Origin of the sequence: Singulisphaera chitinilytica, assembly GCF_049331405.1 — a bacterium.
In the GTDB taxonomy this organism is placed as follows: domain Bacteria; phylum Planctomycetota; class Planctomycetia; order Isosphaerales; family Isosphaeraceae; genus PoT.
The window spans coordinates 7080534-7093521 of the sequence record NZ_CP186274.1; the positions used below are offsets into that span (position 1 = coordinate 7080534).

Here is a 12988-nt window from a genome sequence, read left to right on the forward strand (position 1 = left end):
TGTCCGTCGGTCACCCTCCCCCGAGAGGGGGGAGGGTGACCGTTTTCTCCGCCGTCATACGCACGCTTGGACGAGAGTTCGACACCGCAAGCCCCTCATCTCGTCGAGGGCACCGAATAAATCCTCCTTGTATGAAAATTGGTTTGAGTTCTGTCCTGGAGCCCGAGATGCGCGCCCTCTTGTCAGCCCTTGTCTTTGTGATCCCACTGTCGATGGACCGCGGAATCCTCGCCGACACCAAGGCCGAGGCTCCCGGGGGCCCCGCGCGTCAGGCCGAACAGCGTGTGCCGGAAATCGTCCTTCCGAAATGCGCGATCGATTACGATCGCGTCACGACATTGGGGGCCCACCTCACGGTGGGGACCGCGGGAACTCTGAAGGACCTCCTGGTTCGCCGTGGCGATCGCGTCAAGGCCGGCCAGGTCATCGGGCATCTCTACGACGATGAACTTCGGATCGAGTACAAGCGTCTGAAGGCCATTGCAGAAAGCAATGTGGCGGTCAAGCTGGCCGAGTCGAAAGTCACCATGTGCGATTCGAAACTCAGGCACTCGAAGTCGCTTAGGGTCCGGAATTTGCTCAGTGATGAGGACATGGAACTACACCAGTTCAATTTGACCGAAGCCAGGCTCTCGCTCGAGGCCGCTAAGCAAGAGCAATTGCTCGCCGAGCATGCTCGGGATCGAGTGGGTGCGGATATCTCGGCCAGGGAGTTGGTGAGCCCCCACAATGGTGTGATCGTTGACATTCTCAAGAATCCGGGTGAGTCCCTCCCGCCGAATGAGCCAGTAGTACAACTCGTGGACGTCGATATGCTTCGTGTCACGGGGTTTGTGGACGCTAGCGACTCCTGGCGTGTTCGCGTTGGCGAACGGGTGCAGATTACGCCTGATCTCAACGGTTCTGCCCCGGAAGTGGAACAACAGATTTTTTCGGGTAAGATTGTGTTTGTAGACCGTAGAATTGACCAGACCACACAGACCTGCCGTATTATGGCAGAAGTGCCAAACCGGGATACCCTGCTGCGTTCCGGTCTGGAATGCCGGATGGTCATCTTCCTGGACAAGACGGACTCGATTTCCCGCCCCCAGACCTCCGGGAATGACGCGCTGAAATCGATCGAGAACACGAACGATGCTGCTCCTCTGGTAGCACCCGATGCCTCCTCTTCGGGCACGGCTCCGACATCCCGAACTCCCCATTGAATTTCTTTCTCAAATTTCCGAACGCAGGATGTCCTATAGCTCTCCTAATAGCGTCCTCGTTTCATTGGATTTGAAGTCTTACTACACGGCTCTTGCAACTTACACTGACGATCGACGGCAGATCGTCTCGGATATCTAGTCAGTCCCCGACCGAAATCGCACTGGAGTGCATAATCAGATGAGTAGCGCACCTCAGTCAACGACGATGACTTCCCCGCCTCAGGCCTCGAAGATGAGTGAAGTGATGGACACGGTGTATCTGAGCGTCGACACCAACCGTCGGCCATCGGCTTCGCTTGCGAGGTACGAGTTCGCCAAGCGAATTTTCGACGTTGTTGTTACACTCGGACTTCTCATTTGCTCGGCCCCGGTGATGTTCTTGATCGCTCTGCTTGTCAAGGTGACGAGCCCCGGGCCGATCATCTTCCGGCAGAAGCGAGTGGGCAAGGACGGCCGAGAGTTTTGGTTCTATAAGTTCCGTTCCATGGTCGTGCACAATGAAAATCATAGGGCTGAGCTGTCCGCCTTGAATCAGCACGGACATACCGGCGTGACTTTCAAGATGAAGAACGACCCGCGTATCACCAAGGTGGGTCGTGTGATTCGCAAGACGAGTCTCGACGAACTTCCCCAACTCTGGAACGTCCTGATGGGCGATATGAGCCTGGTTGGCCCCCGCCCTGCCCTGCCTGCGGAAGTCGCCCGTTACACACCCGAACAGCGTCGGCGACTCGCGGTCACCCCGGGGCTTACCTGCTTCTGGCAGATCGCCGGCCGTGCAAATATCCCCTTCGAGGAACAGGTCCGCCTCGATCTGGAATATATCGCCTGCCGGACCCTCTGGGTCGATGCTTCGCTCCTGGTCAAGACGGTCCCAGCCCTGATCTCGGGCAAGGGCGCTTATTGATTCGGGCGGCCCCCTTTCGCCGATCGGTCGGTGTATGGGGTTGGGACGCGGTCGCGTTCGCCGGGGATGGAAGCGTGACATCGATCGTCCATCGTTGACAGCAAAGTAATCAGTACGTTAGCCAAATCAAAATACGACGTGATCACGGTGTGGCTATAGGTTGGCCTCTCTAGGGATGGTTACTACGGTCCATTGCCTCTGCCTGTCCTATAAGAAATCGATCGAAAAATGCGGGCATGACGCTTCCATGTCGATCAGAGCAACTAAGGTTGATCCAAGGCTGGCGGACGGAATCCTTCCCCGGGACCATTAGTATTCGGCCGCATATCGGATGCTTGTAGCGTTTGCAGTTACACAGTTGGGGCCGCCCGGCGATAGCATAGGGAATGGAACGCTTCCTTTTGCTTCCATCGGAGTACGGCCCCTCGGTGATTCTCCCCAAAGAATTTGAGCTGTTGCGCCAGACTTCACATCCCGCTTTATTCCAACTGGCTCCTCTTCAACTCACCTCACGGCTTCGGATTCCAAGGTCATCCTCATAGGATGCCGTAATCTAGCCGACATCGTCGTTCTTACCGTCAACGCGAGCTATGGTGCCAATCCTCGACGCGCTTTCATGGGTGTGAAAGCCGAAGGTCGCATTCTTCTACACTTCCGCAAAGACTCTTCCTGGTGCCATTGTTGGTGTCCTTCGTCGACTTCGATGCGCAGCGAGTCTCTTTTCGCGGCCGCCGCATGTTGCACGATGAGGTTTAGGATGATTGGGTTCTGCCTGGTCCGGCAGAATTCGGTCTGAGTGTTGGCGACGCAACCTTCCAGAAGTCTCTCTCTCAGCGACAATCGTTAGCAATTCGCCTCGTGGATCGTTTCATAGACGGCCTCATGAACGGTGTCGGTCGTGGCTGCGCAGTGTGTGTCACACGTTCTAGTACGGTAGCCGAAGCGTTCGCGGAGTCGATCACCCTGGCTCTCTTGAGATAATGCCAGGGGATCGAACCCTTGAAATCTGATACGATTGGGGGCAAGAAACTGATCACCTAGTGTGCGAGTTCCCATTGTCTTAGATAGCAGCGGTTGAGGGGCCGTAACCGATTCCCCGGAATCTCCCGAGCCGCATCCGGATGTTCCGTTATCGGTCGAGGTCGCCATTTCATTCTTCGCCTGAGAAGAACGCACGGTTTGGGACTTCGAATCTGAACGAGTGTCTCGCCAACGACTTGACGCAATAACGCAGGATCAATCGTGCGTCTTGCTGGATCGGGACGATCTCAAGGACATTGGATTGGGCCGAGGAAACCCCTCGAACGTTATCGAAATTTCCGAGGCGGATGACTGAGGGTCACCGGAATCTTCATGCGGACGATCGTGACTGGCGGGGCAGGTTTCATCGGTTCACATTTGATCGACCGGTTACTCGCTTCGGGATGCGACGTCACTGCAATCGACAACTTCGACGGTTTCTATTCGGAGGCTCGCAAGCGAGCCAATCTCGCCGAGGCATCACGCAATCCCCGCTTCCGGTTGGTCGAGCTCGATATCCGCGACCGTGGCAGCGTCGCTCGCCTCTTTGAAGAGATGAAGCCCGACGTGATCGTGCATCTGGCTGCACGAGCGGGGGTTCGTCCGAGCATTGCAGATCCGGCGCTCTATACCGACGTCAACGTCTCTGGGACCGTCCATATCCTCGAAGCCGCTTGCCGAATCGAGCCGAGACCTCGCTTTGTCTTCGCGTCGAGCTCGAGCGTATACGGCGATCGTCCCACGAGCCCGTTTCGAGAAACGGACCCTGTCGATCTGCCTGTTAGCCCTTACGCGGCGACCAAGAAGGCGTGCGAGCTTCTCGCGTATACGTTCCATCACCTACATGGGCTTCCCGTGACCGGCCTGCGTTTCTTCACGGTGTACGGCCCTCGAATCCGACCGGACCTCGCGATCGCCAAATTCGCGTCGCTCATCGACCAGGGGTTACCCATCCCCGTCTTCGGGGATGGGACGACCAAGCGTGACTATACATACGTCGCCGACATCGTCGATGGGATTGTGCGGGCGGTCGAAAACTGCTCCGGGCATCACCTCTACAACCTAGGTAATTCGAGCCCAGTGGAGCTCTACGCCATGATCACAATGCTCTCCGAGGCCCTCGGGAAGACCCCCCTCATCGATTGGCAACCGCCCCAACCCGGAGACGTGCAACAGACCTTCGCCGACGTTTCGCGGGCCCGAGCGGAGATTGGCTATTCCCCCTCGACCTCCTTCCGCGATGGTCTCGCCGCATTTGTCGAATGGAAGCGAACGCAAGCGTAGGCTCGAGGAGGTTCGATCTCTCGCGCCCAGGCCTGACAGCGTCAATCAGAGCGCATGCATGACGGCTTAGGGCGGTGCTTCAGGGCTGAACCTCGCCCATCGAGGCATCTGGGCCAATCGTCCTTCCACCCGAAATGAGTTACACTGGTGTGCAGACGAGAACGTCAATACCTGCACTCTGGAATTGCAGGGCAAGGTTGCTTTCGCCACTCAACTGGAGAGAATCCGTGCTGATTGGCGAATGGGGAGTTTGCCGAAGGTGGTAAATACATGCTTGAAGACGGTAGTTGCAGCGACTTACAGCTTGTTGCCGGTTCTCCATCGGCTTCCAGTTGGATTCCTGCAATCCACCAACATCGAGCCGTTGAGTCGTTTCTTCGCGGCACCCTAGCCTTACGAGCGGAAGTAATCCAGTTGACAAGGTGTTTCCTGGAGAATAAAGTAATACGGCAGCGAGTGTTGGGTGAGGTTTGAGGTCCACTCGGCACGCAACCATCAAATAACATTCAGCATCGTTTTCAGACTGTTTTTGTCAAGCTTGACCTGCAAAATCCTCCCTGTGATCTCTTTCTGTGGATGTCGTTAGTTCTTTGTGGTTATCGGCTTCGATTGGGATTGGTTTGAAAGCCTAAGTGGTGATGTCACGGTGTCGTGGCATGTCGAGTCGGAAATCCCCGCCCTCCATAAATTCGGCCGACTCCTTCGAGAGACGTTCCTGGTCGAATTGTCACGGCGCTAGATCGTTCTGGTAGGCACGACTAGCCTGGTTCTACCGTGACTCATACTCCCAGCAGAATTCTCCCCGCTTCGCCTCAGGCCATCCCCGCCTTCGTCGTCGATCCCAGGAATTGCGTGTCTCTGGAAAGCGGACATCTCCCGATCTTCGTGCTTTTGTCTCATATAATCCTTCGTATTGGGGAGGCGGGCGGTTTGGGTGGTTGTGTGGATTGCTCTTCGAACTATCGGTAAGCTTGCTCGATTTGGAGAACATCAGGCAGGAGTCGTTAAACCTTCGTTTGATTTTTCCTTTTCAACGCTTTCGCATTCCACTCTCCCTAAATGAGTTCATGATGATAAGAAGCTCCGATATAGGGATGTGTTAAGGACTTGCGACAACCAAGATTTGTGTGCAAATCGATCGGAGTCGCAAGGTCTCAGTCGAACGTACTTCGTGCCGGGGTGCTTGTTCTACCACCCCACTTGTCGCATTTCACTCGGCGGCAGGCCGCCCCGGAGGCCGGGAGTCGCACCTGGCGGATCGAGAAATACCAGGTCGACTCGGCATATTCATGTATTCTTAGTGTTCGTATCATTGCAATTTTAAAATGTTACAATAAATTGATGTGTATGGCGGAAATTCCTTGAAGTCTCGGATGGTCTGCGTCGGGCAGCGGTCGGCATGGCAAGATCGCTATTGTTTTGGCCGGGACGTTACAATTGCATTCGACTCCGGATGTAGTCAATTCTTCGTTCGATTTGATGGCGGGCTGACCAGCGATGGCACTTGAAAAACAGTTGAATATCTTGGGCATCCGGGGAGTGCCGGCCGCTCATGGCGGGTTTGAGACCTTCGCCGCGCAGTTGGCCCCGTTCATGCGAGACGCGGGCTGGCTGGTGAGCGTCTATTGCCAGGGCGAAGAAGGCGTCAAGAAACCGAAGATGTGGATCGACGAGTGGGAAGGCATTCGTCGCATCCATTTCGACACTCGCACGCGCGGCGAACTCGCCACCATGGAGTTCGACCTTCGCTCCACCCTGAACGTCCTGTCCCAGCCGGGGGTCGACCTCGTGCTCGGGTACAATACGGCGATCTTCTGCTTGTTGCAACGGCTCCGCAGGCGTCGCGTCGCCATCAACATGGATGGCATCGAATGGAAGCGGCAGAAGTGGGGTAAACCGCTGAAGGCCTGGTTCTGGGTGAACGAGTGGTTCGGCGCCAAGCTCTGCACGAAGGCGGTCGCCGACCATCCCCAGATCGCTGCCCATCTCGCATCACGCGTCAAGTGCGACTCCGTAGTGATCCCTTACGGGTCGGATACGATCCTCGAGGCCTCGCCCGACCCTCTCGGATCCCTCGGCATCGCCCCGAATGAGTATTTCGTCTCGATCGCACGCATCGAGCCGGAGAACTCCATCCTGGAGATCGTCGAGGCGTTCGCCAGGGCCAAGACGGGTAAGAAGCTCGTCGTCCTCGGTAAGCTACTGCCCGGTCATGCCTACCACGCCCGCGTCAAGGCGGCGGCCGATGAGAACACGATCTTCCCCGGCGCGATCTATGACCCCGCCGTGGTGAGGGCCCTCCGATTCCACTGCCTCGCCTACCTTCACGGCCATCAGGTCGGGGGCACCAACCCCTCCCTCGTCGAGGCCCTTGGGGCCGGCAACGCGGTCATCGCTCGCGACAACAAGTTCAACCGATGGGTCGCGGGCGACGATCAGATCTATTTCTCCGACACCGACACCTGCGTGGCGGCCTTCACTCGAGCCGCGACCGACCCCGATCGGGTCTCCCAGGCTCGTGCGGGCTCGAGGCGGCGGCATGCTGACGCGTTCACTCTCGATAAGATTCATACGACCTATCACGATGAACTGGCCAAGCTGGCCGGAGCCTCGGCCTGAAGTGGCCGGCAGGCGCCTCGCCTTCACGCTACAAATTCTATCATAAGCATTTATTGTCATCATGGAACTAAAGACTCCGCTCATCACGCTCATCGCCACGATGGTCAGCCAGGGGCTGTTCTTCGTCTGCATCTTCTTGATTAACAAACTATTCGGCCCGGCGAGTCTTGGTCAGTTCAATAAGTTGCTCTCGGTTGGCATGTTCGTCGGGACGGTCGCGGCCTTGCGTTACGACCTGGCCTGCGTGAGCACCTCCCCCGGGAAGTCCTTCAACGCGATGGTTCACGTCTTCCCGCTGGGCATCGCGGTGTCGATGCTCCTCGCCTTGGTCCTCTACCCTACCGGGGAGATCCCGTTCGTCGCCTGCCTCTTCGCGATCGGCTTCCTGTCGCAACTCTTGCTGACGAGTTACTACAGCAGCGCGAGGAAGTTCCACTTCGGGAATCTACCGAGGACCGTCGCATCGGCGATCTTCCTGGCCGCATTGCCGTTCCTCATGAGGTCCAAGGCGACGGACGGTAATAGCCTCTTCGTCTACTACACGTTTGCTACCCTCGCCTCGACGGCCCTGTTTGTGATCTTCATCTGGCGTCGCGAGTCGGAGAACTTGGCCCTCGAGACCGACTTCTTCTGGGAACACCGCCGCTTCGCCCTGCTCACGTTGCCCTCGACCCTGTGCAACTCGGTCTTCCACTACGCGTTACCCATCGTCATCCCGGACTGGTTCGGCGACGAAATCGCCGGCCACTTCGCATTCGCATATCGGTTTGGGTTCTTCCCAGTGAGCCTCTGCTCCCAGAGTATCGCGGGCATCATCCGGCGCGAGTCGATGGCGGCGCTCGCGGTGCCGGACGGCGGTACGAAGTTGATGGACTTCGTCTGGTCCTATTTCAAGGCGTTGATTGTCCTCTCGGGTCTTTATGCGTTGGTGGCAGTCGTCGTTGCCGTCGTCGCGCAGCGGGCTTTCGGGCCGAACAAATGGACGGCGTCGGCCGACTATTTGTTGTGCATGGTCCCGATGTTCGTCGGTCAGCTCGTCTTCATGCCCATGTCCCAGACGTTCCTGGTGACCAAGGCACAGCGTACCGACTTCCTCATCCAATTCACCACGGCACTGAGCTTGATCGGGGTCCTGGGTATCAGCCGCTACTTCGCCTTCTCCGCCATCCAGGCAACGCTGGCGTTCTCGCTGGTTGGCGCGGCCATCATGCTCGCCGGTTCCGTGATTGTCATAACCACCCTCAAGGCGTTCCTGAAGACGCCTGCATCGGTTACGTCTTAAGGAGATGCAGTCGATGAAGGATGTCGTTGTCCTTTTGATAGACTCGCTCGATCGCTATCCGTTCATGCTGCGGATCGCCAACGCCCTCCGCGGGAAGTTCGACTTTATCTTCGTCACCACGGAACCGCTGGCCGCGTACTTCCTGAGGCAGAAGGGCGAATCCGTCACCTACCTCAATCGGGGTTACCGCACGATCAAGCCGACCGAGTCGGACTACTCACTATCGAGTCGGGCGATCGAGACGCTGAACGGCGAGATCTCGCCCGAGATGGCTGCCCGCGACCTCGCCGCGCTCAGGGCCGCCTTGACCAGGGTGTATCAAGAGAAAAAGGTGACGCGTTGCGTCGCCTGGAACGGCCAGCAACTGATCGGCCGGGCTTCGAGGGCGGTCTGCAAGGAACTCGGCATCGCGACGGCTTTTATCGAGATCGCCAACCTGCCGGACAAGATGTTCTCCGACCCCCAAGGCGTCAACGCCGAGTCCGACCTCTTCGCCAACGTCGACCAACTCGATGGCTTTGCCGAGGTGTCCGAGGCGGATCATGCTGCCTGGATGCAGGGCTACGAGGCCTACAAGTCGAAGCCCCTGCCTCAGGCGAAGAGCAAGTCGCTCCGTCGCATCATCTCCGCGACGAACCATTTCGCGAAGGCGGCGACGGGCGGACTCTGCCGTCGTCGGATGTCGCAGCTCTCGCTCTCCCGGGGCAAGGCGACCCAGAAACTTACGGAGCATTTGACTGCGGAGGAGGACCTGCCGCAGGATTTCATCTTCCTGCCCCTCCAGGTCACCGCCGATACGCAGCTCAAGCTCCACTCGGAGATCAACAACCTCGGGGCGATCGACCTGGGGATGAAGCTCGCCAAGGAGAGCGGCCTGGCGCTTGTCGTCAAGGTCCACCCCGCGGAAGTCGACGGCGACGCGATCGACACCATCCTCCGGCTCCAGCAGCAGGAAGGTTTCATCCTTACGAATGCTAATACGACAAAATTGATCCGCGGCTCCGCTCGGGTCATCACGATCAACTCGACGGTCGGCCTGGAAGCCCTGATGTACGGCCGGCCTTTGACCGTCCTGGGCCGGGCCCTCTATCGCGATTTCGATCAGGTCAGAGTTCGTAAATACATCCATGGTTTCCTGGTGAGCGACGTCGACTACTTCGGCTCCGCCGAGATCTCGTCGTCCGCCGCCGCTCAACTCATCGGCTGTTGAGGGCCGACTCCAGCCTTTGCTGAAGGGATCAGTCTGTATGAAGCCCACTGTGGACGTCAGTGTTGTCTGCGCCAATTACAACAACAGTAAATACCTCCCGGCATTCTTCGAATCCTTCGAAACCTCGACCGTCTGGCCGCAGGAACTGCTCTTCGTCGACGACGGCTCCAAGGATGACTCCCTGGCTGTTGCCGAGCGTTACACCGGGCGACTGCCGTTCCTGAAGATCATCCCCCTCGGCAAGAATCAGGGATTCGGCAACGCCCTGAATGCCGGGATCGAAGTCGCATCCTCCCCGTATCTGATGCGGATCGACCCCGACGACGTCATGCAGCCCAACCGGATCGAGGTCCAGCACAAGATCCTGGCATCGGGGGCCTGCGACATCGTCGGCTCGAATGCCGAGCTGTTCCACAGCGATACGGGGGCGACGCTGGGCCTGACCAACTTCCCCCTCACGGAAAGCAAGATCTCGACGACGATCGCCGCGGGTGAGCACGGCGTCCTGCACCCGACCGTCATGGGGCGTACCGAGTTCTTCAAGGAACACCGCTATATCCAGGCCCACGTCCCCGCCGAGGATTACGACGTCTTCGCCCGGATGTTCCTCGCGGGCGCCCGATTCCAGAACGTCCCCGACGTCCTGATGCGGTATCGCGTCCACGAGCAGAGCGTCTCGAACGCCCTCCCCTTCTCCACGATCCAGAAGACGTATGTCATCAGGGACACGCTCTTCAACCGGAAGACGCCCAAGCTCTGGGTCGCGACTTACTACGTCCACATGAAGTACTATCGGCGCTACCTGTTCGCGATCCAGCCCGTCAAGAAGAACCTGTATTTGCTGATTTCGTCCGCATTCTATCCGTCGAAGGTCCTGAGACGCGTCCAACGTTCACTGCTCAGCAAGTCGCCTGCAGGGGCCGGCCAAAATGCCTAATCCGAGCGTGCTGGCCCTGATCAAAGAGGATTGGGGGTGCAATTCTCACGCGAAGTCGAAGTTCGTCCTCGCCTTCTATCGTCTCGCCCATGCGAATGGGATGTCTCGATCCAAGGTGGTCAGGACTGCCGGGATTCCGTTCCGCCTTGCCTATCGCGTCATGGTCGACTGGTTCATGGGGATCGACATCCCCTGGAAGACCAGGATCGGTCGTCGCCTGGTGCTTTACCACAGCATGGGCCTTGTCGTCAATGAGGCGGCGACGCTTGGAGATGATTGCATTCTTCGGCATTCCGTGACGATCGGCAACAAGCTCAAGCCGAATGGAGAGACGGCCTCTCCGCGGATCGGCAATCGAGTCGAGTTCGGCGCGGGGTCGATCCTCCTCGGGGACATCACCGTCGGGGACGGGGCCGTCATCGGGGCCGGATCTGTCGTCACCAAGAGCGTTCGATCAGGATCGGTCGTCGTAGGGAACCCATGTCGCGAGATCTCTCATAAATGAGCACTCCTAGAGCTGCAGGCCCGACCTCGTTCTGGAACGACATGCCTTTCTATTTCGCGATCGGCATCTTCAGCCTCGATAGCGTGGCCAATCACTTTTCGAAACTGCCGGTTTTCGTCGGGCTGATGCCCGCGGCGATCATCCTCCTTGTACTTGCAATCCCATCCGGCAAGGCCAAAATCAGGCTCCTGATGCTCGGGGCGTTTCTCTGCACGTCATTCGTCTTGCACAGCGCCGAATCCGGATTCTCCAAGGACAATCTCACGGACTCGCTCTATGTGATGCTTTTTGTATCCAGTATTTTTTATTCGCGATTTATAAACGTTTCCTTGACCTGCATTAAGCTGTGCACGATGGTGATGATGGGGTTATTCCTCCCCACATTCTTTGGTTTTAATAATCACATGGATGCCGATGAGATCTTTAATTCAGGGTCGACGGATTTGGAGTTTTTGCGCGTCTACAATCAAGGCTTCTTCCGCTATCCGCACCTCGCATCATACTTGCTGACGTACGGCAGCCTATTCTGGTTCTACCTCGGCGTGAAGAAGAAATCCTTGGTCAGCATGGGCGTGGCCGCAGGATTCTTCCTCGCGATGATCTACGCCGGTTCTAGGACGCCAGTCGTCGTGATCCTGCTGGGTTTCGTCCTCGCGAAGCTGAAACTCAACGCCGGATCGTTCGCCCTGGTCGCGTGCTTCGTCGGGGGGACGATTTTCATGTTCATGGAAATCGACACGCTCCTCTCGATGACACACGGAACTATCCTTTATCAATATTTGTCGTTCGTGAAAACGGCCTCCAGCGACGCGTCTCGCCTCAGCCGGATCATGATCTGGGGCAACTGGCTCCAGGGGATGGCGGAGATGGATCTGGCTGGTTATTTATTCGGGAAAGGATTCGCAGCATCGATCGTTTACAATTTTCAGAATATCGGTACGCCGATCTGGTTCCACAATGATTTCTTGAGCTTCGCCTTCTCGTATGGAGTGCCATTCTTTTGCATTATGCTGTACATTTATTTTCAAATGTGGCGTGATGCGTATCGGTCGAATTCCGACATGGCCAAGCTGGTCTTCTATTTCATGGCCCTCTCGGCCTTTCTCAACGGGTTCTACAAGTACATGCCCGTCTTCCTGCTTGTTATCTACTCCTTGGTGCTTCGTACTAGTGGCACCGGCGTCGGCGATCCCGTTGCCGATGTGCCGAAAGACCCTAAATATAATGCTTTGCCAGGCTGACGATTCGGACCGTCCTTGCGCCCTGCCGGCGTTGCTCGGCCGGATTTTACGGGATCTCGCAGGTGCGATCGTTCGCCGAATCTATATCTTCTGGACGATGTCGTCGCCTTGCGCGATGCGAGCCCGCCGAACTATTGACCTTGAAGCTTCCTTCTTTCTTACACTCCAGCTTGGCCGACGCTGGGCTGGATTGTCCTCAAACATCCCCCCGTCAACCTCGATGGCTCGCTAGGTGTCTCATGCTAATCGATCTGAACGCCTCCCGGTCTCCCGGGAACTATGCCGAAGGATTTCGAGCGACCTTGAAATTATGATGACGTTGACTAGATCGTTGTGAATCTGCGTTGTGACCCCTAGAAGTTGAGGTCCTATCTCGAGAGGTAGGCACCTCAGGCGACCAGGAGCATCGGAAGTGATGGTCGACATGCTTGTGCAGCGCCAGGATCCAGGGATCCTCGCCTTCAGGAAGCCTGTCACAGTAAGTTCTCGGTATGCAGTATTAGTGAGTGGCCAACCATGTCCGTTTCGACATCGAACTTCATCAAGTGTGGATGGCTAGACTGCACGAATGCTGTTGCGAGGCAATTGTGGCTTGCCAGCGGAATCTGTGCCCGCGGTAAGAAATGGATTGGTGTAGTCCAACGGATTGTGTTGAGTCATCGGACTACGCAGTTTCTGGATAATAGATTGGTCGTGGCGTTTATCGGAGTTTTGCGGTCGAATACTCGCGATCGGTTTGCATGGTCGATTCTTCATGTTGTTGAAGTTCTAATTGGCA

The 12988-nt window shown here is 57.1% G+C and carries 9 protein-coding genes; all 9 read left to right on the forward strand.

Annotation, left to right across the window (positions count from 1 at the left end; all coding sequences use genetic code 11):
• Positions 1–167: 167 nt before the first annotated feature.
• On the forward strand, positions 168–1205 hold the full coding sequence (locus ACOYYX_RS27715) for an efflux RND transporter periplasmic adaptor subunit (protein ID WP_422925743.1): 1038 nt from the start codon (positions 168–170) through the stop codon (positions 1203–1205).
• Positions 1206–1371: 166 nt separating this feature from the next.
• The gene (locus tag ACOYYX_RS27720; RefSeq protein WP_422925745.1) at positions 1372–2112 is read left to right on the forward strand and encodes a sugar transferase; all 741 of its coding nucleotides are present in this window, start codon (positions 1372–1374) and stop codon (positions 2110–2112) included.
• A 1353-nt stretch (positions 2113–3465) separates the two neighbouring features.
• The gene (locus ACOYYX_RS27725) at positions 3466–4416 is read left to right on the forward strand and encodes a GDP-mannose 4,6-dehydratase (RefSeq protein ID WP_422925747.1); all 951 of its coding nucleotides are present in this window, start codon (positions 3466–3468) and stop codon (positions 4414–4416) included.
• A 1497-nt stretch (positions 4417–5913) separates the two neighbouring features.
• A complete protein-coding gene (locus tag ACOYYX_RS27730) occupies positions 5914–7035 on the forward strand; it encodes a DUF1972 domain-containing protein (protein WP_422925749.1) in 1122 nt (373 codons plus the stop codon).
• Positions 7036–7096: 61 nt separating this feature from the next.
• Entirely contained in the window at positions 7097–8317 is a 1221-nt protein-coding gene (locus tag ACOYYX_RS27735; RefSeq protein WP_422925751.1) for a lipopolysaccharide biosynthesis protein, read from the forward strand.
• Between the two features lie 13 nt (positions 8318–8330).
• Positions 8331–9527: a capsular biosynthesis protein gene (locus tag ACOYYX_RS27740; RefSeq protein ID WP_422925753.1), complete on the forward strand. Its 1197-nt coding sequence runs from the start codon at positions 8331–8333 to the stop codon at positions 9525–9527.
• Positions 9528–9564: 37 nt separating this feature from the next.
• Positions 9565–10464: a glycosyltransferase family 2 protein gene (locus tag ACOYYX_RS27745; protein ID WP_422925755.1), complete on the forward strand. Its 900-nt coding sequence runs from the start codon at positions 9565–9567 to the stop codon at positions 10462–10464.
• Positions 10457–10969, forward strand: coding sequence for a serine O-acetyltransferase (locus ACOYYX_RS27750; RefSeq protein WP_422925757.1), 513 nt, complete (start codon positions 10457–10459; stop codon positions 10967–10969). Before ACOYYX_RS27745 ends, ACOYYX_RS27750 begins: the two co-directional genes overlap by 8 nt.
• On the forward strand, positions 10966–12210 hold the full coding sequence (locus ACOYYX_RS27755; RefSeq protein WP_422925759.1) for a hypothetical protein: 1245 nt from the start codon (positions 10966–10968) through the stop codon (positions 12208–12210). The genes ACOYYX_RS27750 and ACOYYX_RS27755 overlap by 4 nt, the downstream gene beginning before the upstream one ends.
• Positions 12211–12988: the final 778 nt, after the last annotated feature.

What these genes read in the sequence shown, in the direction of transcription:
- ACOYYX_RS27715 (WP_422925743.1), top strand. Translation starts at nt 168, where the DNA reads ATGCGCGCCCTCTTGTCAGCCCTTGTCTTTGTGATCCCACTGTCGATG.
- ACOYYX_RS27725 (WP_422925747.1), top strand. Translation starts at nt 3,466, where the DNA reads ATGCGGACGATCGTGACTGGCGGGGCAGGTTTCATCGGTTCACATTTG.
- ACOYYX_RS27730 (WP_422925749.1), top strand. Translation starts at nt 5,914, where the DNA reads ATGGCACTTGAAAAACAGTTGAATATCTTGGGCATCCGGGGAGTGCCG.
- ACOYYX_RS27735 (WP_422925751.1), top strand. Translation starts at nt 7,097, where the DNA reads ATGGAACTAAAGACTCCGCTCATCACGCTCATCGCCACGATGGTCAGC.
- ACOYYX_RS27740 (WP_422925753.1), top strand. Translation starts at nt 8,331, where the DNA reads ATGAAGGATGTCGTTGTCCTTTTGATAGACTCGCTCGATCGCTATCCG.
- ACOYYX_RS27745 (WP_422925755.1), top strand. Translation starts at nt 9,565, where the DNA reads ATGAAGCCCACTGTGGACGTCAGTGTTGTCTGCGCCAATTACAACAAC.
- ACOYYX_RS27750 (WP_422925757.1), top strand. Translation starts at nt 10,457, where the DNA reads ATGCCTAATCCGAGCGTGCTGGCCCTGATCAAAGAGGATTGGGGGTGC.
- ACOYYX_RS27755 (WP_422925759.1), top strand. Translation starts at nt 10,966, where the DNA reads ATGAGCACTCCTAGAGCTGCAGGCCCGACCTCGTTCTGGAACGACATG.